This window comes from Lysobacterales bacterium (assembly GCA_014946745.1).
In the GTDB taxonomy this organism is placed as follows: Bacteria; Pseudomonadota; Gammaproteobacteria; order Xanthomonadales; family Xanthomonadaceae; genus Aquimonas.
The window spans coordinates 754,851-777,060 of record JADCRD010000001.1 but is presented as its reverse complement, the minus strand read 5'-3'; the positions used below and the strand labels follow the sequence as shown (position 1 = coordinate 777,060).

Annotated in this window: 21 protein-coding genes and 2 tRNA genes; 14 read left to right on the top strand and 9 right to left on the bottom strand. The window is 68.1% G+C overall.

The genetic code is table 11. The features are described from left to right. Positions 1 to 41: 41 nt before the first annotated feature. Both H4O13_03250 and H4O13_03245 read right to left on the bottom strand, forming a co-directional pair. On the bottom strand, positions 42 to 809 hold the full coding sequence (locus tag H4O13_03250) for an MBL fold metallo-hydrolase (protein MBE5314399.1): 768 nt from the start codon (positions 807 to 809) through the stop codon (positions 42 to 44). Further along, the gene (locus H4O13_03245) at positions 806 to 1,732 is read right to left on the bottom strand and encodes a 3-deoxy-D-manno-octulosonic acid kinase (protein ID MBE5314398.1); all 927 of its coding nucleotides are present in this window, start codon (positions 1,730 to 1,732) and stop codon (positions 806 to 808) included. The genes H4O13_03250 and H4O13_03245 overlap by 4 nt, the downstream gene beginning before the upstream one ends. Here H4O13_03245 and H4O13_03240 point away from each other — a divergent pair. Together H4O13_03240 and H4O13_03235 are read left to right on the top strand one after the other, a co-directional pair. Next, positions 1,707 to 2,447, top strand: coding sequence for a glycosyltransferase (locus H4O13_03240; GenBank protein MBE5314397.1), 741 nt, complete (start codon positions 1,707 to 1,709; stop codon positions 2,445 to 2,447). The two genes, H4O13_03245 and H4O13_03240, sit on opposite strands and share 26 nt — an antisense overlap. 156 nt (positions 2,448 to 2,603) lie before the next feature. After that, positions 2,604 to 3,563: a diguanylate cyclase gene (locus H4O13_03235; protein MBE5314396.1), complete on the top strand. Its 960-nt coding sequence runs from the start codon at positions 2,604 to 2,606 to the stop codon at positions 3,561 to 3,563. Positions 3,564 to 3,623: 60 nt separating this feature from the next. On the opposite strand, the gene H4O13_03230 is transcribed toward H4O13_03235, so the two are convergent. Next, positions 3,624 to 5,021 (bottom strand): class II fumarate hydratase, encoded by a 1,398-nt coding sequence (locus tag H4O13_03230; protein MBE5314395.1) that lies wholly within the window; start codon positions 5,019 to 5,021, stop codon positions 3,624 to 3,626. Positions 5,022 to 5,138: 117 nt separating this feature from the next. On the opposite strand from H4O13_03230, the gene purB reads away from it, so the two are divergent. From purB to H4O13_03190, 8 genes are all read left to right on the top strand, one after another. Further along, the gene (purB, locus tag H4O13_03225; protein ID MBE5314394.1) at positions 5,139 to 6,512 is read left to right on the top strand and encodes an adenylosuccinate lyase; all 1,374 of its coding nucleotides are present in this window, start codon (positions 5,139 to 5,141) and stop codon (positions 6,510 to 6,512) included. Position 6,513: 1 nt separating this feature from the next. Further along, positions 6,514 to 7,740, top strand: a complete 1,227-nt coding sequence (locus H4O13_03220; protein MBE5314393.1) for a cupin domain-containing protein — start codon at positions 6,514 to 6,516, stop codon at positions 7,738 to 7,740. A gap of 47 nt (positions 7,741 to 7,787) precedes the next feature. Continuing rightward, complete coding sequence (locus tag H4O13_03215; GenBank protein ID MBE5314392.1) at positions 7,788 to 8,738, top strand: GNAT family N-acetyltransferase; 951 nt, start codon at positions 7,788 to 7,790, stop codon at positions 8,736 to 8,738. Between the two features lie 115 nt (positions 8,739 to 8,853). Further along, entirely contained in the window at positions 8,854 to 10,860 is a 2,007-nt protein-coding gene (locus H4O13_03210; protein ID MBE5314391.1) for an ATP-grasp domain-containing protein, read from the top strand. Beyond that, entirely contained in the window at positions 10,860 to 11,483 is a 624-nt protein-coding gene (locus H4O13_03205; GenBank protein MBE5314390.1) for a hypothetical protein, read from the top strand. Before H4O13_03210 ends, H4O13_03205 begins: the two co-directional genes overlap by 1 nt. A gap of 14 nt (positions 11,484 to 11,497) precedes the next feature. After that, a complete protein-coding gene (locus H4O13_03200) occupies positions 11,498 to 12,397 on the top strand; it encodes a hydroxymethylglutaryl-CoA lyase (GenBank protein MBE5314389.1) in 900 nt (299 codons plus the stop codon). Between the two features lie 237 nt (positions 12,398 to 12,634). After that, positions 12,635 to 13,360 carry an ATP-binding protein gene (locus H4O13_03195; GenBank protein MBE5314388.1) on the top strand — a complete coding sequence of 242 codons (726 nt, stop codon included), beginning with the start codon at positions 12,635 to 12,637 and terminating at the stop codon, positions 13,358 to 13,360. A 2-nt stretch (positions 13,361 to 13,362) separates the two neighbouring features. Further along, the gene (locus H4O13_03190) at positions 13,363 to 14,040 is read left to right on the top strand and encodes a response regulator transcription factor (GenBank protein MBE5314387.1); all 678 of its coding nucleotides are present in this window, start codon (positions 13,363 to 13,365) and stop codon (positions 14,038 to 14,040) included. A gap of 103 nt (positions 14,041 to 14,143) precedes the next feature. Here the strand turns inward: H4O13_03190 and H4O13_03185 are convergent. From H4O13_03185 to pmbA, 6 genes are all read right to left on the bottom strand, one after another. Continuing rightward, positions 14,144 to 14,220: transfer RNA gene (locus H4O13_03185), tRNA-Arg, on the bottom strand. A 183-nt stretch (positions 14,221 to 14,403) separates the two neighbouring features. Then, positions 14,404 to 14,496 (bottom strand) — tRNA-Ser (locus H4O13_03180). Between the two features lie 81 nt (positions 14,497 to 14,577). Further along, entirely contained in the window at positions 14,578 to 14,787 is a 210-nt protein-coding gene (csrA, locus tag H4O13_03175; GenBank protein MBE5314386.1) for a carbon storage regulator CsrA, read from the bottom strand. Positions 14,788 to 14,997: 210 nt separating this feature from the next. Then, a complete protein-coding gene (locus H4O13_03170) occupies positions 14,998 to 15,486 on the bottom strand; it encodes an 8-oxo-dGTP diphosphatase (GenBank protein ID MBE5314385.1) in 489 nt (162 codons plus the stop codon). 111 nt (positions 15,487 to 15,597) lie between these two features. After that, the gene (locus tag H4O13_03165) at positions 15,598 to 16,023 is read right to left on the bottom strand and encodes a DUF4870 domain-containing protein (protein MBE5314384.1); all 426 of its coding nucleotides are present in this window, start codon (positions 16,021 to 16,023) and stop codon (positions 15,598 to 15,600) included. Between the two features lie 93 nt (positions 16,024 to 16,116). Next, positions 16,117 to 17,445 (bottom strand): metalloprotease PmbA, encoded by a 1,329-nt coding sequence (gene pmbA, locus H4O13_03160; protein ID MBE5314383.1) that lies wholly within the window; start codon positions 17,443 to 17,445, stop codon positions 16,117 to 16,119. A gap of 73 nt (positions 17,446 to 17,518) precedes the next feature. Between pmbA and H4O13_03155 the strand changes: the two genes are divergently transcribed. The 4 genes from H4O13_03155 (at position 17,519) to H4O13_03140 (ending at position 21,922) form a co-directional block, all read left to right on the top strand. Beyond that, complete coding sequence (locus H4O13_03155; GenBank protein ID MBE5314382.1) at positions 17,519 to 18,103, top strand: DUF615 domain-containing protein; 585 nt, start codon at positions 17,519 to 17,521, stop codon at positions 18,101 to 18,103. Positions 18,104 to 18,172: 69 nt separating this feature from the next. Next, positions 18,173 to 19,318 carry a methyltransferase domain-containing protein gene (locus H4O13_03150; GenBank protein MBE5314381.1) on the top strand — a complete coding sequence of 382 codons (1,146 nt, stop codon included), beginning with the start codon at positions 18,173 to 18,175 and terminating at the stop codon, positions 19,316 to 19,318. Between the two features lie 298 nt (positions 19,319 to 19,616). After that, a complete protein-coding gene (gene htpG, locus H4O13_03145; GenBank protein MBE5314380.1) occupies positions 19,617 to 21,506 on the top strand; it encodes a molecular chaperone HtpG in 1,890 nt (629 codons plus the stop codon). 11 nt (positions 21,507 to 21,517) lie between these two features. Continuing rightward, the gene (locus H4O13_03140; GenBank protein MBE5314379.1) at positions 21,518 to 21,922 is read left to right on the top strand and encodes an RNA-binding S4 domain-containing protein; all 405 of its coding nucleotides are present in this window, start codon (positions 21,518 to 21,520) and stop codon (positions 21,920 to 21,922) included. The last annotated feature ends 288 nt before the right edge of the window (positions 21,923 to 22,210 follow it).

Sequence of the window (22,210 nt, the reverse complement as noted above, 5' to 3'; positions counted from 1 at the left end):
GTAGCGGCTCGGCAGAATTTGCACAAGCCTTGCAGGCCCGCTCACTCGACTCCGGGCAGAGTCGAGGGGGAGGGTGGCGCGAGCGCCAAGCGCTCGCCCGGGGCGAGCACACGGTAGCCGCGTGCGCGCATCGCGCCGCCGTCCGCGGCCGAGCCGTAGTGGTACAGGGCGAGACGTTCGCGCCAGGCCCGCGGGTACTCGCGCTCGATGTCGTCAAGCCCGGTATGCGAAGGATTGCCAAGCAGTCCGCAGTCGTGGGCCAGAGTCTCTTGGGGATAGCGCGCCAGCTGTTCGGGAATCGGCCGGGTATCGCCGCTGTAGACGAAGCTGCCGCGCAGGGCCAGGCCGAAGGCCGAATCGGGAGCGTGGTGGCGGCAGGGGAACACCTCGAACTGCCGGCCGGCATGCCAGAAACCGCGCGAGACCGGGATCAGCTGGAAGGCATCCCACCAGTTGGCCCCACCTTCGGCGAGCACGCCGGGGTAGTCGGCCAACCGCGCCTGCAGCAGGGGCACCACGGGTGCCGGCACGTAGAGCCGGCAGCGACCTCGGCGAGCCTCGTCGAAGTACAGGCGGAAGAACAGCCGCTCCATGCCGCCGATGTGATCGAGGTGGGCGTGGGTGATGAACAGGGCCAGCGGCGGCTCGGCGTAGCGCTTCAGATACGCGGTCAGCGCCTCGCCACCGCAGTCGATCATCAGCAGTGGCCGATCGTCCTGCTCCAGCACCGCCGAGGCCGAACCCAGCTCGACCGCCGCACTGCTGCCCACGCCCAGAAAATGCAGGGCCCAGACGCTGTCCACGCTCATCCGGACGTGAGCTCGCAGGCGGCCGCGCGACCGCCCGCTTCGACATAGCCCGCGCCGACCGCTGACCACGCCTGCGCCAGTGCTGCGCCCTCAAGGCCAAGCTTGCGCAGCGAGCGCGCAAGCCGCTGCAGATTGGCGCGCTGCCAGTCGAGCGCGGGCGCGCGCAGCTCGCCGCGATCAAAATCGATCAGCCACAGTGCACCGTCGCCATCGCGCATGACGTTGTGCGCATTCAGGTCGGCATGGAAAGCGCCGGCCGCGTGGAAGCGCGCCAGCAGACGGCCCAGGCCGGTCCAGTCGAAATCCGCGCCCTGCCCTGCCGCCAGCCACTGCGCCAGGGTGCGGCTGTCGGGAATCGCCATAGTCATCAGGTCCGCCCGGTAGAAGAGCCCGGCACGGGCATAGCCGGCGGCCAGCGGCGCGGGCACCGGCAGCCCAAGCTCGCGCAGCCTGGCCAGCAGACGGAATTCGCGGAAAGCGCGGTTGGCGTCCTCGCCGGTCCAGAGATAGCGGTCGCGGATCACCCGCCCGACCAGGCCGCCGCGGCGGTAGTGGCGGATCACCGCCTCGCCGAACTCGCCGCGCACGAAGCAGACGGCGCCGCGGCCGCCACGCGCAGCCTCCATGCGGCCGCGACCGGCCCAATGCTGGGGATCGAGCAGCAGGCGATCGGCCTGGGCGATGCGTCGGCGATCGAACAGCAGGGCGCCGCGGGCGTCGGTGACGCGCGACTCCTCTACGCGTTCGCTGGCCGGAGTGTCGGTCTCGCTGCGGGTCACGATAGTCGTTCTGCACGGGAGGGCGCGGCAGTGTAGCAAGCGCCTTCGAAGGGCCCATGCAGCACCGCATGTAGAATGCAGAGCCTTGCAACCACACCGATGGCGAGCGCAAACAGCGATGGAACCGGTCAACGTCCTGTGCATCAAATGGGGCCGCAAGTACGGCCCGGAGTACGTCAACCGGCTGCGCTCGATGGTGCGCAGGCATCTCAAGCGACCGCACCGCTTCGTCTGCCTGACCGACGACCGCAGCGGCATCGAGCCGGACATCGAAGTTTTCGATATCCCGCAGGTCGGCTTCGCCGATTTCGACCAGCGCCTGCCCTGGACCTTCGCCCACGGCTGGCTGAAGCTCACGAGTTTCAAGCGCGAGCTCTATGACCTGAAGGGCACGACTCTCTTCATCGACCTCGATGTCGTGATCGTCGACAGCATCGACGCCTTCTTCGAGCCGCCGGGCGAGTTCGTGGTCATCAAGGAATGGGACAAGCGCGACGGCACCGGCAACACCTCGGTCTATCGCTACACCATCGGCGCGCATGCGGACGCCCTGGAGTACCTCGCCGCCAACAAGGACAAGGCGCTGTCGGAGGTGCGCAACGAGCAGGAGTTCATCACCGGCTATCTGGGTCGCCAGGGCAAGGTCAGCTACTGGCCCGACAGCTGGTGCCGCAGCTTCAAGCGCCACTGCGTGCGGCCGGGAATCCTGTGCTGGTTCCAGCCGCCGCGCCTTCCCGAAGGGGCAAAGATCATCGCCTTCCACGGCAAGCCGAACCCGCCTGACGCGATCGCGGGGGAGAGCGGCAAGTGGTACCGCAAGGTGCATCCCACCGCCTGGGTGGCCGAGCACTGGCGCTGAGCCTTGAAGTTCACCGCCGTCCGCCGAGCGCTCGACGGCGGACGCGGCGCGGGACTTGCATCCGTGGAAGCCAGTTTCGACGGCCGCCACGGGGGCGACCATGTTCAGCACCGCCAGCCAGCCCTCTGCAGCCCGCCAATCCCGGGGCTCGCACGCGTGAAGGCTCTCGTCATCGAGGATTCGCGCACCAGCCAGGCGATGATCGCCCACCTGCTGCGTGAGATCGGCATCGAACCCATCCAGGCCGAGACCGGCGAAGCGGGGCTTGCCCTCTACAGCCAGCGAAGGCCCGACCTGATTCTGCTGGATGTCGTGCTGCCCGACATCGACGGCATGGACGTGGCCCGCCGCATTCGTGCCCACGAAGGGCCCGGCGATTGGACACCCATCGTTTTCCTCACCGGTCGCGCCAGCGATGCCGATCTGGAAGCCGGCATCGAAGCGGGTGGCGATGACTATCTGGTCAAGCCGATCAACCCGATTGTGTTCGCGGCCAAGGTGCGGGCGATGTCGCGCATCGCCCAGATGCGCGACAAGCTGCTCGAAACCACCCACCAGCTCGACCAGGTCAACCGCGAGCTGATGCGGCTGTCGGCGATGGACGGCCTCACCGGCCTCGCCAACCGCCGCCACTTCGACACCGTGCTGCGCAGCGAATGGGACCGCGGCGAGCGCCAGCGCCATCCGCTGTCGCTGCTGATGTGCGACGTCGACTACTTCAAGCTGTACAACGACAACTACGGGCACCTGCAGGGCGACGAGTGCCTGCGCCGCATCAGCAGCGCGCTGCAGTTCGCCATCCGCCGCCCCTGCGAGCTGGCGGCGCGCTACGGCGGCGAGGAGTTCGCCGTGCTGCTGCCTGAAACCACCGCAGCGCATGCCCTGGAGATCGCCGAGTCGGTGCGCTCCAACGTCGAACGACTGGCCATACAGCATGGGCATTCACCGAAAGGCCTGGTCAGCATCAGCATTGGCGTGGCCACCCGCGTACCCAGCGGCCAGCTGTCGCCTGAGCGCCTGATCGCACTCGCCGACAAGGCGCTCTATCTGGCGAAGAAGAGTGGCCGCGACCGCGCCGCCCAGGCCGTCGGCGGCAGCGAGGCGCTGGCAGGCTGAGGGCCGCAGCGCGCGCATCCCTCGCCCCGGCTGAAATCCACCGAACAAGCGCTCGCGCGATCACCCGCCCGCGCCACCGCCCTGGCTGCCGCCGCGGGTCAAGGCGAGCGGATCCAGCAGTTCCTGCAGGCGCTCGCGCGGCACGTCGGTCAGCTCTGCCGCCACCTCGATCACTGAACGCCCTTCCGCGTACGCGCGCTTGGCGATCTCCGCGCCCTTGGCATAGCCGATCACCGGGTTCAGCGCGGTCACCAGGATCGGGTTGCGCGCCAGCGCCTCATCAATGCGGTCAGCGCGCACGCGGAAGCCTGCGATCGCGCGTTCGCCGAGCACGCGCATCGCGTTCGAAAGCAGTTCAATCGACTGCAGCAGGCTGTGGGCGATCAGCGGGAGCATCACGTTCAGCTGGAAGCTGCCGCTCTGCGCGGCAATCGTCACCGTGACATGCGCGCCCATCACCTGCGCGCAGACCATCGCCACCGCTTCGGGAATCACCGGATTGACCTTGCCCGGCATGATCGAGCTGCCCGGCTGCAGGGTCGGCAGCTCGATCTCGCCCAGCCCAGCGAGCGGGCCTGAATTCATCCAGCGCAGATCGTTGGCGATCTTCATGAGGATCGTCGCCAGCCCGTTCAGCTGCGCCGACAGGCCCAGCGCCGCGTCCTGCCCAGCGATGCCGGCGAACAGGTTGTCGGCCGGGCGGAACTTGATACCCGTCAGCGCCTGCAGGGCACGACAGGCGCGCTTGCCGAACTGCGGATGCGCGTTGATACCCGTGCCGATGGCGGTGCCCGACAGCGGCAAGAGGCGCAGCCGCTCGGCCTCCTGCTCGATGCGCTCGCGCGCGCCGGCGAGCTGCGCCGCCCAGGCGCCCAGCTCCTGGCCGAAGCTCAGCGGCATCGCGTCCATCAAGTGGGTGCGGCCGGTCTTGGGCACGTCGGCGAGTTCGTCGGCGCGCCGCGCGATCGTCTTCTTCAGCGACTTCAGCGCCGGCAGCAGCTGCTCGCGCAAGGCCAGCGCCGCGGCCACCTGGATCGCGCTCGGCACCGCATCGTTCGAGCTTTGCGCCATGTTGACGTGGTCGTTCGGCGAGACGGCGCGGCGGAATCGCTTCTTCGCCAGTGCGGCCAGCACCTCGTTCATGTTCATGTTGCTGCTGGTGCCCGAGCCGGTCTGGAACACGTCGACCGGAAACTGCTGCGCATGCCGACCCTCCACGACTTCCGCTGCCGCTGCCTCGATGGCCTCGGCAAGCTTGGCGTCGAGCAGGCCCAGCTCGCGGTTGGCGCGCGCCGCCGCCGACTTGATCAGCGCCAGCGCGCGGAGGAAGCCCGCCGGCATGCGCTGGCCCGAGATCGGGAAATTCTGCACCGCGCGCTGGGTCTGCGCGCCCCACAGGGCCTCGGCGGGGACTTCGAGCCCTCCGAGGCTGTCGCGTTCGATCCGGGGCTTGGCCATGGGAGTTCTTCCTGGCGGGAAAGCCCCGATGCTACGCCCGCGCGAAACCCCAAGTCCGACGCCAGCGGCCATGCAGCGTAAAATCCGCGGCCTTCCCTCCCCGCCCGCGCGAGCCCCATGTCCACTGCCCTCTCCCCGCTGACCGCCCTGTCTCCCGTCGACGGCCGCTACGGCGCCAAGGTCGACGCCCTGCGGCCGGTGTTCTCCGAGTACGGCCTGATCCGCGCCCGCGTGCGGGTCGAGGTCGAGTGGCTGCTGGCCCTGGCCGCGCACCCGGGCATCCCCGAGCTCGCGCCTTTCTCGGCGGAGGCATGCACGCGCCTGCGCGCCCTCGCCAATGGCTTCTCGGTGGACGACGCCGAACGCGTCAAGGAAATCGAGCGCACCACCAACCACGACGTCAAGGCGGTCGAGTACTTCATCAAGGAGCGCCTGCGTGGAGACGCCGAACTGGGCCCCGCGCTGGAATTCGTGCACTTCGCCTGCACCTCGGAAGACATCAACAACCTGAGCTACTCGCTGATGCTGGCCGAAGCCCGCCGCGAGGTGCTGCAGCCAGCGCTGCTGAAGCTCGATGTCAAGCTGCGCGAGCTGGCGCACGCCCATGCCGAGCTGCCCATGCTCTCGCGCACGCACGGCCAGACCGCCTCGCCGACCACCGTGGGCAAGGAAATCGCCAACGTGCTGGCACGCCTGCGTCGGCAGCTGAAGCAATTCGATGCGGTCGAACTGCAGGGCAAGATCAATGGCGCGGTCGGCAACTACAACGCGCATGTGGCGGCCTATCCCGAGGTCGACTGGGCGGGGCTCGCGAAGACGCTGGTGGAAAGCCTCGGCCTGAACTTCAACCCCTACACCACCCAGATCGAGCCGCACGACTGCATCGCCGAACTCTGCGACGTACAGCGGCGTATCAACACCATCGGCATCGACTTCTGCCGCGACGTCTGGGGCTACATCTCGCTGGGCTACTTCAAGCAGGCGGTGAAGGCCGGCGAAGTCGGCAGCTCGACCATGCCGCACAAGGTCAACCCGATCGACTTCGAAAACGCCGAAGGCAACTTCGGCATCGCCAACGGCCTGCTGGAGCACTTCGCGTCCAAGCTGCCGATCAGCCGCTGGCAGCGCGATTTGACCGACTCCACCGTGCTGCGTGCGCTGGGCGTGGCCTTCGCCCACAGCCTGATCGCCATCGATGCCCTGATGCGCGGCCTGAACAAACTGTCGACCGATCCGGAACGCCTGGCCGCCGACCTCGACGCCGCCTGGGAGGTGCTGGCCGAGCCGGTGCAGACGGTGATGCGCCGCCACGGCCTGCCCAACCCCTACGAGCAGCTGAAGGCCCTGACCCGCGGCCACGGCATCACCCAGGAGTCGATGCGCGCCTTCATCGCCTCGCTGGACCTGCCGGAACACGACAAGTCGCGGCTGTTGATGCTGACGCCGGGCGAATACACCGGCCTTGCCGCCCAACTGGCGAAGGCGATCTGAGATGGCGATCGCTCCCCGCAAGCGCGCTGCCTCGTCCGCGCCGCCGATCGAAGTGCAGGCCAGCGCAAAGCAGCGCCTTGGCATGGCGCCAGCGGCCTTCCTGCGCGACTACTGGCAGAAGCGTCCCCTGCTGATCCGCGGCGCCTTCGCCGACGTGGCTTGTCCGATCACGCCCGAGGATCTCGCGGGTCTCGCCTGCGAGGACGGCGCGCTGTCGCGCCTGGTGCTGCACGATCGCCGCAAGGACCACTACGCGTTGGAGACCGGCCCCTTCCCCGAGGAGCGCTTCGCAGGTCTCGGTGAGCGCGATTGGACCCTGCTGGTTCAGGACGTCGACAAGTGGGACGCCGATGTCGCGGCACTCAAGCAGCACTACGGTTTTCTGCCGCGCTGGCGCATCGACGACATCATGATCAGTTACGCGGTGCCCGGCGGCTCTGTCGGCCCGCACGTCGACCAGTACGACGTCTTCCTGATGCAGGGACTGGGCGAACGGCGCTGGCAGATCGACCTCGATCCGGCTGCGCCCAAGACGTTCCGCGAGGGCGCCCAGCTGCGTCTGCTGCAGCAGTTCACGCCCAGCCACGACTGGGTGCTCTGCCCCGGGGATGTGCTCTACTTGCCGCCCGGCGTGCCCCACCACGGTGTCGCGGAAACGCCCTGCCTCACCCTGTCGCTGGGCATGCGCGCACCGTCCATCAACGAGCTGGTCACCGACCTCGCCGATGAGCTGGGCACGCAGCTGTCGGAAGAGCTGCGCTATGTCGATCCCGACCTCGCGCCGGTCCGCGATGTCGCCGAGATCGATGCCGCCGCACTCGCCCGCGTGCGCGGCGCGCTGGCCCCGCTGCTGGCGATGGACGACGCCGCCTTGGGGCGCTGGTTCGGGCGCTTCATCACCGCCTACCGCAACGCCGGCACGCCGCAGCCGGGCCCGCGCCTGCCCAGCCGGGCCAAGCTCGAAGACACGCTCGCGGCCGGCGGCCAGCTCGGCTGGCATCCCTTCAGCCGCAGCGCCTGGGCGCGCCAGGGTCGCGGCGCCCTGATGTTCGTGCACGGCGAGTCCTACTCCTGCAGTCTGGCCGGCGCCAAGCGGCTGGCACGCGGCGATGCAGTGAGCATCGCCGACTGGGCTGCATTCAAGGCACAGGACCGCGAGAGCGCCTGGGCGCTGGTGCAGGCCGGGCATCTGATCCTGCAGCCGGCGCGCAAGTCGCGCGCGCGCTGATCCTGTCGCGCCGACACCATCGAGCTGATCCCACCCGCGAGACCCGCATGAGCGCAAGCATCCCCGAAGGCTTCAGCGTCGAACCCGCTGACTACCGCCGCGACTTCGACAGCCTGCGCGCCATCCGCGGCGAGGTCTTCGTGCGCGGCCAGAAGGTGCCTTTGGAGATCGAGCTCGACGCACTCGATCCGCTGTGCCAGCACGTGATCGCGCGCAGCGCTGACGGCGTGGCGATCGGCACCGGCCGGCTGATGCCCGACGGCCGAATCGGCCGCGTGGCAGTGCTGGACGCCTGGCGCGGACGCGGCGTTGGCGGGTTGATCCTGGAGCGGCTGGTCGAGATCGCCCGCGCGCGCGGCCTGCAGCGGGTCGAGCTGCATTCGCAGATCCATGCGCGCGCCTTTTACGCGCGCCATGGCTTCGAGGCCTACGGCGACCACTTCCTTGAGGCCGGCATCGAGCACGTGCACATGCGTCGCGCCCTGAACGAAGCCGTGATTCCGCGCAGTGCCGGCCTTGAGCAGCTCAATATCGACAGTGAGCACGAGGCCCGCGAAATCAGCCTGCAGCTCGTCCAGCGCGCGCGACATCGCATGTGCGTGTTTGCGCGCGACCTCGACCCGGCGCTGCTCGGCACGGCGGACGCGGTGGAAGCCATGCGCCAGCTGCTGGCCCGCGGTCGCGGCGTCGAGGTGCGCGTGCTGCTGCAGGAGCCCGCCAGCCTGCAGCGCGTCCAGCACCCCTGGCTGCCGCTGATGCAGCGTCTCACCAGCCTGATCCACGTACGCCAGGTCAGCGAGCCGATCGATCAGCAGAACCCGATGGCCCTGCTGCTGAACGATGCCGGCGGCTTCTTCCTGCGCCCGCTGGCCAGCCGCTTCGAGGGCAGCGCCAGCCTGCAGGCGGAAGGGCGCCGTCGCCAGCTGCAGAACGCATTCGACGAGCTCTGGGAGCGCGGCCAGCCCTGCACCGAGCTGCGTGCGCTGAGCGGGCTGTAGTCTCCGAGGGCCTGCGCCACCGCCCTGCGGCACATAGCCAAGCGCGGGCGAATCCCCGAAACTAGCGCCCCTTGAAGCGGCCCCCAGCCCCGCGGGCCGTGCGAGACGCGCCCGCATGCCCTTCGCTTCCGTCCTGATCGCCAACCGCGGCGAGATCGCCTGCCGCATCATCCGCACCTGCCGCCGCCTGGGTATTCGCACCGTGGCGGTCTACTCGGATGCCGACGCCGGCGCCCAGCATGCGCGGCTGGCCGATGTGGCCGTGCACATCGGCGGCTCCGCGCCGCGCGAGAGCTATCTGCGGCCCGAGGCGATTCTGGAAGCCGCGCGAGCGACAGGCGCCGAGGCCATCCATCCGGGCTACGGGTTTCTCTCCGAGAACGCCGACTTCGCGGATGCCGTCGCCGCCGCAGGTCTCGTCTTCATCGGCCCCTCCGGCAGCTCGATGCGCAAGATGGGCTCCAAGGCTGGCGCCAAGGATCTGATGACCGCCGCCGGCGTGCCGGTGGTGCCGGGCTACACCGGCGAGGACCAGTCGCGCGAGCGCCTCGCCGCCGAGGCCGAGCGCATCGGCTATCCGCTGATGATCAAGGCCGCCCACGGCGGCGGCGGCAAGGGCATGCGCATCGTGCGCTCCACCGCCGAGTTCCTGCCCAATCTGGAGAGCTGCCAGCGCGAGGCGGCCAACGCCTTCGGCCGCGATCGCGTGCTGCTGGAGCGCTATGTCGAAACCCCGCGCCACATCGAGATCCAGGTGTTCGGCGACAGCCGCGGCGACGTGATCCATCTGAACGAACGCGAGTGCTCGGCGCAGCGCCGCTACCAGAAGGTGATCGAGGAATCGCCCTCGCCTTTCCTCACTGCCGAACGCCGAGCCGAAATGGGCGCGGCCGCCGTGCTGGCCGCGCGCGCCATCGACTACGTCAACGCCGGCACCGTGGAGTTCATCGTCGGCCCGGCCGGTGATTTCTACTTCATGGAGATCAACACCCGCCTGCAGGTCGAGCATCCGGTCACCGAGGAAGTGACCGGCCTGGATCTGGTCGAATGGCAGCTGCGCATCGCCGCCGGCGAGCGCCTGCCGAAGTCGCAGGAGCAGATCGAAAGCCGCGGCCACGCCATCGAAGTGCGCCTGTATGCCGAAGACCCCGAAGCCGGCTTCCTGCCAGGCTCCGGCCGCATCGAGCGCCTGCAGCTGCCGCAGGGCCTGCCCGGCGTTCGCATCGACGGCGGCGTGATCGAGGGCGATACCGTCAGCGTGTTCTACGACCCGATGATCGCCAAGCTCATCGTGCATGCGCCCGACCGCCCGCAGGCGCTGGCGCGACTGGCCGATGCGCTGGCGCGCTCGCGCATCGAGGGCCCGAAGTCGAACGTCGAATTCCTGGAGCGGCTGATCCGGCACCCGGCCGTGGTGGATGCCACCATCGACACCGGCTATTTGGATCGCCATCTCGACCAGGTGCTGCCGGGGCCGCGCACGGCAGGCCCCGCACTGCTGGCTGCCGCCGCCAGCGCATTGCTGCTCGGCGAACACGCGCAGGTGCATGCGCAGGCCGCGCGCAGCAACGAGCCGGATTCGCCCTGGGCGCTCGCCGACAGCTGGCGCGGCGGCCATACCGGTGACCGCCTGCTGGTACTGGACGCGCCCGGCGGCCGCGTCGAGCTGCGCGTCGCCGGCAGCGCGGGCAACTACGAGATCCGCATCGGCGACAGCCGCGTCGAAATCCGCGATGCCCACTTGAGCGCCGACAGCCTCAGCCTGCGCATCAACGGCCAGCTGCACCGCTTCCTCTGCCAGCTCGACGGCTCGCGCGCGCTGCTGCACGACGGCGTCGAGCGCTGGAGCTTCCAGCAGCGTCCGTCCTTCGAGTTCGAGGGCGAGGCGAGCAGCGGCGATGCAGACCGTCTGCGCGCGCCGATGCCGGGCCGCATCGTGCTGGTCAACGTGGCCGCCGGTGATGCGGTCGAAGCCGATCAGGTCCTGCTGGTGATGGAGGCGATGAAGATGGAGCTCAGCCTGCGTGCCCCGCGCGCCGGCGTGGTCGAAGCCGTCCAAGTCGCGGCCGGTGACTTCGTCGAGGCCGATGCCGTGCTGCTGCGGCTGGAGACGGCCGAGTGATGCGCCCCCTGCTACTCGCGCTCTGTGCGCTGATGCTCGCGGGCTGCGTCGAGACCCGCTTCGAGTCGCCACCCGGCGAGCGCATCCAGCGCTGCGACGAAGGCTGGAAAGGTGTGTGGCTGGACCGCTCCGAGGACAGCCAGGTCGCCGGCCTGCTGGTCGACGAGCAGTGCCGCAGCTTCCTGCTGTCGCAGCTGGAAGACGGCGGCCCGCTGCGGCAGGCGCCGGTGCCGCTGAACTACGTCGAGCACCGCGGCCAGCGCTACGTGGTGGTGGCCGATGCCGCGCTGGAAGATCTGGTCACACTGCCGCCCGTGCACGGCGTCGACCCGGTGCCGACGCGAAACTTCTTCATCGCCCGCTACCGCCTGCGCGGCGCGAAGCTCGAGATCCACAAGGTCGACGACCGCGCCGCCGCACGCATGATCATCGACGGCGTGCTCGAAGGCACCGTCTCATCCACGCTCAACGAGCTGCACGTCTACGTGCGCGGCACCCGCGAAGACACCCTGCGCATCGTCGAAACCCCCGGCCTGTTCGAGCGCAAGGCCTCGATCGTGCTGGAGCGCAGTCGACGCAGCTTGGCCGAGATCGAGGCTGAGTTGATGCGGGCACGGCGCTGAAGCAAGGAACTCGAATGGACCACGTACGCATCGTCGAAGTCGGCCCGCGCGACGGACTGCAGAATGAGAAGACCCTGCTGCCCGCCGCACTCAAGATCGAGCTGATCGAGCGCCTGGCCGGCAGCGGCCTGGAGACGGTCGAGGCCACCAGCTTCGTCAGCCCGAAGTGGGTGCCTCAGCTGGCCGATGCCGCCGAGGTGTTCAGCGCGATCGCGCGACGCCCCGGCGTGCGCTACCCGGTGCTGGTGCCGAACCTGCAGGGCTACGAGCGCGCCAAGGCGGTCGGCGTCGAGGAGATCGCGGTCTTCGCCGCGGCGTCCGAAGCCTTCTCGCGGAAGAACATCAACGCCAGCATCGAGGAAAGCCTGCAGCGCTTCGCGCCGGTGATCGAGGCCGCGCGCGCCGACGGCATCGCCGTGCGCGGCTACGTCTCCACCGTACTCGGCTGCCCCTACCAGGGCGAGGTGCCGGTGGCCGATGTCGTGCGCGTCGCCCAGCGTCTGCATGCACTGGGCTGCTACGAGATCTCGTTGGGCGACACCATCGGCGTCGGCACGCCGCGGCGCGCACGCGCCGTGCTCGAAGCCGTCGCAGCCGAGCTGCCGATGAGCGCGCTGGCCGTGCATTTCCACGACACCTATGGCCAGGCCATCGCCAACATCGCCGCCTGTCTTGAGGCCGGCGTGCGCGTGGTCGATTCGGCCGTCAGCGGCGCCGGCGGCTGCCCCTACGCCAAGGGCGCATCGGGCAACGTCGCCAGCGAGGATGTGCTCTACCTGCTGGAAGGGTTGGGCTTCACGCATGGCGTCGACGCTGATGCCCTGGCCTCGACCGGCGACTGGCTGGCCGGGGTCTTGGGGCGACCCAACGGCAGCAAAGCGGGACGGGCGCGGATCGCCAGTCGCGCCAGCTGATCGATCACGGAGGCGGGGGAGGCCATGGCGGCAGAAGCGGAAAATCCGGCGACACGCGCGCTCGATGCAATGCCCCGCCCCTGTGTCCCCACCGACGCGCCCGATGGCATCGGGTTCGATCGCCACCGCAGGCGGCCATGCAAGCAGGACCAGAGTCCTCGCGTCCGCTCAAGGCGCGCCCATGATGGCGAGCGGCGAACGCCGACGACGCACCGCGCGATCGCAAGGAAGCGCTGAGTGAACTGGATCGCGTGGCCGCTGCTGTTTCTCTGCGCTGCATGCAGCGCGTGGCTGTGGCGCAGCCGGCAGCAGCTCCGCAGGCACCACGAAGCCCAGCGAACGCTGTTCACCGAACAGGCCAGAACCGAACGCGCCCGCGTTCGTCAGCAGATTGCGCTGGAAGAGCGCGAGCGCATCTATCGCGATCTGCACGACGAGCTCGGCTCGCAGCTGCTGCAGATGATCTACGCTGCACCGACACCCGGGGATGCTGGCCGCGCGCGGGCCGTGCTGCAGAACCTGAGAGACGTGGTCAGTCGCTCACGCGGCGAGCCGGGCCGGTTGTCCGACGTGCTGGCTGAGATCGAAGCGGAAGCGCGGCAGCGGCTGTGGGCCATCGAGGCCGAATTGCTGTGGGAACAGGCGGATGACCTGCCCGACCCGCAGCTTGATTCGGGTCAAGCCCTGCACCTCAATCGCATCGTGCGCGAGGGCATCGGCAACGCGATCCGCCCGGGCCGCGTCCGACGACTGCGCCTGCGGGTGAGGCCTGACGGTGCCCAGCTGCTGCTTGAGGTCATCGACGACGGCTCCGGTGGCCCTGACACTTCGCGCGAGGATCGCCGCATGGACACCCTGCGCGGCCGCAGCGCCGATGCGAAGAGCCGCACCGATTCGAAGACCGGTACCCGCGGGGGCACCCGGATCGTCCTGCGGTTTCCGCTGCCGGAGAGTGACGCCTGAGCATGCAGACCCTCACCTCTGTCGCGCCAAACACCGCCCTGCTGATCGATCACCTGGCGCCGGCCCGCGCCTGGCTGGGTGCGTCGCTGCGGGCGGCCTATCCACAGCTGTCGATCGTGGAAGCCGGAAGCCTCGCGGAAGCGCGGGCTGCGCTCGCGGGCGCAACGCAGGCGCCGGATCTCGCCATAGTCGATCTCGGCCTGCTCGACGGCGGTGGCCTGCGCCTCATCGAGACGCTGCAGCGCGACTGGGCCTCGACGGTCTGCATTGTCAGCACCGTATTCGACGACGATGCGCATGTGTTTCCGGCGCTGCGCGCTGGCGCCCAGGGCTATCTGCTTAAGGATCTGCCGATCGTCGAACTGGCGCGGACACTGCGTGGCATTCTCGACGGACGGCCACCGCTTTCGCCAAGCATCGCGAGAAGGCTGCTCAGGCAGTTCATGCAGACCGCAGTGGCTGTTCCCGCCGTGCGGTCGCAAGCCCTGAGCGCACGCGAAACGGAAGTCCTGCAGTTGATCGCGAAGGGCTACACCGTGGAGCAGACCGCGGCGGCGCTGGGCCTGTCCCCGCCGATGGCATCCGGGCACGTAAGGGACGTCTATCGCAAGCTCAGCCTGAATTCGCGCGCCGAGGCGGTGCCGGAGGGGGCGAAGCTGGGGCTGGCGTCGCGCACTTGAGACTTGGCGAACGGAGCGCGCAGGGCGTCTTCGAGCCCGGGCCAAATGCATCACGGCCGGGCAAAAAAAAGCCGGTCGATTGCTCGACCGGCTTTCTCTTGTGTGGCGCGCCCGGAAGGATTCGAACCTCCGACCCCCAAGTTCGTAGCCTGGTGCTCTATCCAACTGAGCTACGGGCGCCTAGAAGCGAAATTATGCGGAGTAGCCTTCGTCTCGTCAAGCCCTTGCGATGCACATTCTGAATCGCGTTGAGCTGGGCGGCGCAGCATCACTCCTCGATGCTTCAGCAAACGAACAAACCTGTTGGGCAGGTTCGCCGATGCTGAAATCGAAGGGGGCCTTTCGGCCCCCTCGATGTGCATCTGGCGGAGAGAGAGGGATTCGAACCCTCGATAGAGCTTTTGACCCTATACTCCCTTAGCAGGGGAGCCCCTTCGGCCTCTCGGGCATCTCTCCGAATTTGCAGGTGCCGCGCAATGAGCCCGGCACCGCAGAGCGCGCAACTATAGACGAGCCGCGCGCACTGGTAAAGCCTGATCAAGCGGACTGTTCGCCATCGGCTGGTGTCTTCTGCGCGTCAGCGCCCTCCGAGCGGATGCGCTGATAGATCTCTTCTCGATGCACGGCGACATCTTTGGGCGCACCGATTCCGATACGGACCTGGTTGCCCTTCACGCCCAGCACCGTCACGGTGATCGAATCACCGATCATCAAGGTTTCGCCTACGCGGCGAGTCAGAATCAGCATGCCACCTCTCCTTGCGCCTGTTTCGCAGGGCCTTGGGCGCATCACCCCCGACGCGACACTCTCTGCGCTCGAACCTGTCGCGGTGTCTTGCGTCGCCCTACGGCCATGCCGGCCTTCCCTAGTGCACACGCAGCGCGTGTGACATGTCCGGGGGACTATAGCCAAGCGGTTCAGGCTTAGCAATTCCTGAACAATGCGCCGTGAAGCGGGCTAGAGACGGCTGTAGCTCCAGCTCTGCATGCGCCCTTCGCTGTAGGGCATGACGCCGTGAAAGGGGCGCAGATCGGCGTCGAAGACCAGCGGAAGAAAGTGGCGGTCGCCCTCCCACATCGGCAGCTCCATCAGGCGCTCACGCTCGATCCATACGAGATCGCCCTCATCGTTGCGTGGTGGCACTTCACCCTGGAAACGGTCGATGAGAAAGATGAAGCCCAACCAATCCTCTCCCCGCTTTCCGAAACCCGGCCAGTTGAGGGTGCCGCGCAGCTGCATCGACACGCATTCGATGCCGGCTTCCTCGCGGATCTCGCGGCGCATGCCGGCAGCGATGTCTTCCATCGGCTCAAGCTTGCCGCCGAGACCGTTGTACTTGCCCAGGTGCTGATCGTCGGCACGCGCGTTGCGGTGGACCATCAGCACGCGGTGACCGTCGGGCGAAAGCACATAGCCGAGCGTGGCGACGATGGGGGTGTAGGGCATGCACAGATCCATGCGAGAAGGGCGGCCGCCAAGCATAGCGGCCCGTGCAGACCCCGCGAATGCGAACGCCCCGCGCAAGGCGGGGCGTTCGGACGCGTTGCGGAGCCTGGCTTACTTGATCAGCCGCAGGATGTACGGATAGCGATAGGCGACGCCCTCGTTGGCCTTGATGCCGCCGAGGATCGCCAGGATCAGCCAGGCCACGCACAGCGCCAAGCCCAGAGGCGCCGTAATGAAGATACCGAGGCCGAAACTGATCACCGTCAGCACCACCAGAGCCAGCCCCACCAGGAACAGCGTGAGATTGAAGTTCACGGCTTCTTTGCCCTGGTCGTCGATGAAGGCGGACTCGTTCTTCTTGATCTGCCAAAGCACCAGCGGCGCCAGGATGTTCGCCAGGGGAATGAAGAAGCCCAGCAGCGCCGACAGATGCACAAACAGCGCGAACTGCTTCTCGCTGTTGTCGGGGCTCAGGCCAACCGGCGGCTCCGGCGGCTGAGCGAAGGGAATGTTCGAGGATTCGGGCGCGTCGCTCATCGTCAGCTCCTTGCAAGGGGGTGGTTTCAACCGGGGCGGTATCCCTACAGCCCGTACGTTGTCGCGCTCGCGGCCACGGATGTCAAGGAAAGCTCAAGAAGAGGATTCCCCGCCGCCGGCGACCGTCATGCGCCCGATCAGGATGGAGCCAGTGCGGATATGTGACCGCGGGTCGACATCGGAACCGACTGCCTCGATATCGCGATACATCGACTTCAAGTTGCCGGCGATAGTGAACTCGTCGACAGGCCATGCGATTTCACCATTCTCGATCCAGAAGCCCGCGGCACCGCGGGAGTAGTCGCCGGTGATGGTACTGGCACCCTGCCCCATCAGCTCGGTGACCAGGAGCCCGCGGCGGATACCGCCCAGCAGTGCTTCGAAGCGCTCGCCGCGACCTTCGACGATGAGGTTGTGCACGCCGCCGGCGTTGCCGGTGCTGGACAAGCCCAGCTTGCGCGCGCTGTAGCTACCGAGGATGTAGCGCGTCAGCACGCCATCGCGCACAAGGTCGGAATCGACCGTGGTGACGCCTTCGGCGTCGAAGTTGGCCGAGCGCAGTCCGCGCGCGATGCGCGGGCGTTCGCGCAGCTGCAGCCAGGCCGGCAGGATCTGCTCACCGCAGGCATCAAGCAGAAAGGAGGCGCGGCGGTACAGGGCGCCTCCCGAGGCCGCCGACAGCAGGTGACCGATCAGGCTGCGCGCTACTTCGGGTGCGAACAGCACCGGAAACTCGCCGGTCGGCGCCTCGCGCGGATCGAGCCTGCGTAGCGCGCGTTCGGCCGCGCGACGGCCGATGCTGGCGGCGTCCTCAAGGTCCGCTGCCGCGCAGGCGCTGCTGTACCAGTAGTCGCGCTGCATGCCATCACTCTCGCCGGCAATCAGCGAGCAGCTGATCGAGTGGCTGGTGCTGCGCTCAGCGCCGAGGAACCCATGGGAGTTGGCGTAAATGCCGAGGCTGGTACCGGTGCTCACCGAGGCGCCATCCGAGTTCGACACCCGCGGATCCAGCGAACGGCCTGCGGCCTCGCAGGCCAGCGCGAGCTCAACCGCGGCATCCGCACTCAGGCCCCAGGGGTGCCAGAGATCGAGATTGGGGAACTCTCGCGCCATGCGGTCGGCATCGGCCAGGCCCGCACAGGGGTCGGACTCGGTGTGGCGAGCAATGGCACAGGCCTGCTGCACGCTGGTCTCGATCGACGCGAGATCCAGATCGGCCGTGCTCGCGCTGCCCTTCCGGCCGCTGAAGTAGACCGTGATTGACAGCCCGCGATCACGCGTGTGCTCGACGGTCTCGACCTCGCCCATGCGCACGTTGACGGAGAGCCCCGAGTCTTCACTGACTCCGACTTCGGCCTGATCCGCGCCGAGCGCCCTGCAGCGCTTCAGCGCGTCCTCGGCCAGCTCGGCCAGCCGCGCCATCGATGCATCGATTGAAAGAGCTTGTGCGCCCACTCACGTATCCTTGCTGGTTTGGACCCCGCCGGCGCCCGCCATGAACCGTCACGACGACAGCGAAGAATTTGATCTGGAAGACCGCGGCCCCAGCCGCAGCCAGCAGCGCCGCGACGCCCTGGCCGTATTCGAACTGGCCGAGCGGCTGGTCACATTGTCCGACACCCAGCTCAAGAAGGTGCCGCTCGACGATGCCCTGCGCGCGGCCGTGCAGCATACGCGACGCATCACCCAGCACATCGCCCGCAAGCGGGAGACCCAGTACCTGGCCAAGCTGCTGCGCCGCGACGAGGACGCCGTTGACGCCATCCGCGCCCACCTGGAGATCGACCGCGACACCCAGCGCCGCGAGAACGCCCGCTTCCATCGCCTCGAAGCCCTGCGCGACCGTCTGATCGACGACGAGTCGGCACTGACCGAGGTGATCGAGACCTATCCCGAGGCCGATCGCCAGCAGCTGCGCCAGCTGATCCGCAAGGCGCGCGACGAGCGCGCCGCCCAGCGGCCACCCGCGGCCTACCGCGAGCTGTTCAAGCTGCTGCGCGGCCTCGATGACGCCCAGCTCAAGGCCCAGCAGGACAACGCGGATGACGAGGCCGAGGACGGCGAGGACGCGCGCGACTGAGCCCAGCCCCAAGCTGGCCCCACCTCGCGCTCGCACATGTCGGCTGTGAATCCCCAATCGCCAATGCCCATGCTCCGCACCCACTGCCCGCAGTTCGCTGCTGCGCGCTGTCGCTCCTGCGCCTGGATCGAGCGCAGCTATGCGGAGCAGCTGGCCGACAAGCAAGCGCTGGCGGAGTCGCGCATCCAGGGCCCGCGCCTGCGCTGGCTGGCGCCGATGGCCAGTGCCGCAGGCGGCTTCCGCAACAAGGCCAAGATGGCGGTGGGCGGGACGATCGATGCGCCAGTGCTTGGTTTGGTGGATCTCAAGGACCATGCGGTCGACTTGGCCGACTGCCTGCTCTATCCAGCGGGTCTGCAAGCAGCGTTCGCGCCTTTGCGCGACTTCATCCGTTCGGCGCGAATCACGCCCTACTCGCTGTCCGCGCGCCGCGGCGAACTCAAGTATCTGCTGCTGACGATCGCACCTTCGGGCAAGCTGGGGCTGCGCTTCGTGCTGCGCTCGCGCGAGCCGCTGTCGCGCATCGAGAAGCATCTGCCGGCGCTGCGCGAGGTGCTGCCCATGCTCGGCCCAGTCTCGGTGAACCTGCAGCCCGAGCACAAGGCCGTGCTGGAGGGAGACACCGAGATCCTGCTGCCAGGGCCCGACAGCCTGCGCATGGTCCTAAACGGCATTCCGCTGCATCTGCAGCCACGCAGCTTCTTCCAGACCCACACGGAGCTGGCCGCGGCGCTGTACGCGCGGGCGGCGCGCTGGATCGCCGAACTCAAGCCCCTGCGCCTGCTGGACCTGTACTGCGGGGTCGGTGGCTTCGCCCTGCACTGTGCAGCGCATGCGGGCGAAGTCATCGGCCGCGAGATCAGCGCCGCGGCCATCGCCAGCGCCCAGCGCTCGGCCGCCGAGCTGGGCCTTGCCAACATACGCTTCGAGATCGCCGACGCCAGCGCGGCGGCGGCCGTGGCCGGTACGGTCGATGCCATCCTCGTCAATCCCCCGCGGCGCGGGATCGGCGCCGAGCTGTGCGCTGCCATCGAGGCCAGCCCCGCAAGCACACTGATCTATTCCAGCTGTAACGTCGACAGTCTCGCAGCGGACCTGGCCCGCCTGCCCTCGTTCGAGGCCGTCGAAGCGCAGGTGCTGGACCTGTTTCCGCATACGGCGCATTTCGAGACGCTGGTGCTTTTGAGCAGGAGTGAGTGGCGGAGCGACAATTGAGGAGTGAGAGACGCAGTCGGTCACCGATACGCTGCATCTCCAATCGCCGCCGCCCCCAGAGGCTGACTACGCCATGCCGCAGCCGTCCAGTTGCTGCGCTTTGCCGACGGGTTCTCCGCGATGGAGATAACGAACCTCTCCATCGCACAGTCTTGCGCCGCGCCACATCGCATCCCTCTCACTTGTCACTCCTCGCTGCCCCCCTCACTCTTGCCCCTTGAATTCCCCCCAATCCCGCCCCATCCCGCTCCGGCTGGCGCGAACGCGCCCATGATCCCCACCTGAACCCGGAGGCCCCATGAGCCAGGTCGAGACCCACGCCTTCCAGGCCGAGACCCGCGAGGTCCTGAAGCTCGTCATCCATTCGCTGTACTCGCACAAGGAGATCTTCCTGCGCGAGCTGATCTCCAACGCCTCGGACGCCTGCGACAAGCTGCGCTTCGAAGCGGTCACCGACGCCAGCCTGCTGGGCGGCGACGGCGACCCGGCGATCGAGTTGGTGGTGGATGCCGAGGCCCGCACGCTGGAGATCCGCGACACCGGCATCGGCATGAGCCGGGAAGAGCTGATCGAGCACTTGGGCACCATCGCCCGCTCGGGTACGCGCGCCTTCATGGCGCAGCTGTCCGAGGCGCAGAAGGGCGACGCCCAGCTGATCGGCCAGTTCGGCGTCGGCTTCTACTCGGCCTTTATTGTTGCCGATCGCGTCGACATGATCAGTCGTCGAGCCGGCAGCGACCACGCCTGGCGCTGGAGCTCGGACGGCAGCGGCGAATTCACCGTAGAACCCGCCGAACGGGCGCAGCGCGGCAGCTCGGTGATCCTGCACCTGAAGCCCGAAGAAGACGAATTCCTGCAGGCCTGGACGCTGAAGTCCCTGGTGCGCCGCTACAGCGATCACATCGCCTTTCCGATCCGCATGGCCAAGCCGGTCGAGGCCAAGGACGGCGAGGAAGCGACCGCACCCGAGCTTGAAACCCTCAACGAGGCCAAGGCCCTCTGGACTCTGCCCAAGGCGGAAATCCAGGACGCTGAGTACCAGGCCTTCTACAAGCACATCAGCCACGACTTCGCCGACGCACTGGCCTGGACCCACAATCGCGTCGAGGGCAACCAGAACTTCACCAGCCTGCTGTTCGTACCCGAGCGCGCCCCCTTCGACTTCCAGTTCGACCGCGATCAGCGCAAGGGGCTGAAGCTCTATGTCAAGCGCGTCTTCATCATGGACGCGTCAGAGCAGATGCTGCCGAGCTACCTGCGCTTCGTGCGCGGCGTGGTCGACTCCGACGACCTGCCGCTCAACGTCTCGCGCGAACTGCTGCAGAACAACCGCCAGATCGAGAAGCTCAAGTCGGCGGTGACCCGCCGCACGCTCGACCTCCTGGACCGCCTGGCCCGCGAGGAGGGCGAGAAGTATCTGAGCTTCTGGAACGCTTTCGGCAGCGTGCTGAAAGAGGGCGTGAGCGAAGACACGACCAATGCAGAGCGCATCGCCAGGCTGCTGCGCTTTGCCAGCACCAAGAGCGCCAAGGCCGATGAGCTGCATTCGCTCGAAGACTACGTCGCGCGCATGCCCGCGGGGCAGAAAGCGATCTACTTCCTCACCGCTGACGGCTGGGCTGCAGCCTCGAACAGCCCGCAGCTGGAGGCGCTGAAGGCGCGCGGAGTTGAAGTGCTGCTGCTGCACGAACGCATCGACGAGTGGATGAGCGGCTATCTGCGCGAGTTCGACGGCAAGCCGATGAAGAACATCGCCAAGGGCGAGCTTGACCTCGGCGACCTGCCCGACGCGGAAGAGGCGAAGAAGCAGCACGAGGAAGCCAGCAAGGCCGCCGCTCCGCTGGTCGACGCGCTGAAAGCCGCACTCGGCGAGCGCGTGCGCGAGGTGCGGGTGTCGCAGCGCTTGACCGAGTCGCCCTCCTGCCTGGTGCTGGAGGAGTACGACATGGCCCTGCACCTGCAGCGGATGATGCGCGCGGCCGGTCACGAGGTGCCCGTGGCCAAGCCGATCCTCGAGATCAATCCGCAGCACGCGCTGCTCAAGCGCTTCGAGGCCGAAGCCGAGGGCGAGCGCCGAACCGAGCTGGCGATGGTGCTGTTCGAGCAGGCCCAGCTGGCCGAAGGCGCGCCGCTGGAGGACCCGGCCGGCTTCATCCGCCGCGTCAACCGTCTGCTGCTGGCGGCGTGAGCGGGGCGAGCATGACACCCGACGTCGGAGCGGACAGCGTCCGCCTCGACGTCTGGCTGTGGGCCGCGCGCTGGTTCAAGACTCGCGCGCTGGCCAAGGCACAGATCGAGGCGCACCGGATCGAGGTTGACGGCCAACCCGCCAAGGCCTCGCGCAGCGTGCGCATCGGCACGAAGCTGCTGATCGAACGCGCGGGAGAGCGCTACGAAGTCGAAGTGCTCGGGCTCTCGGACACCCGCGGCCCGGCTCCGATCGCGCAGGCTCTCTACCTCGAATCCGAAGCCTCGAAAGCGCGTCGCCTCGAACTGGCCGCGCAGCGCGCCGCCGAGCGCGCCGGCTACCAGCCGCCGGAAAAGCGCCCCAACAAGAAGGCGCGCCGCCTGATCCGCGCGCTCGGCGACATCGAGATGCTCTAGGGTGGGCGCTGCCCCACCCTGAGCCGGACACCACCGCACCCTTGACGCATCACGCTTCGCGCGTATGGCGCGTGAAACCCTTGCGCCGCGCATCCCTCATCCAGAGCCGTGACGGCGTGGAGGCCAACCGTCCCCGCGCCCATTCACGAAGCGTGGTCGAGTCCGTGGTGGGCCAGGGCCCACCCTATGGCTCGATGCAGGGCCGTCACTTGCCGACGCCTGCCGGCATACCGCTCACGAAGCCCCCGAAAGGTCCAACCCGGCCCCATCTTCTTCGCATTCCCTGCA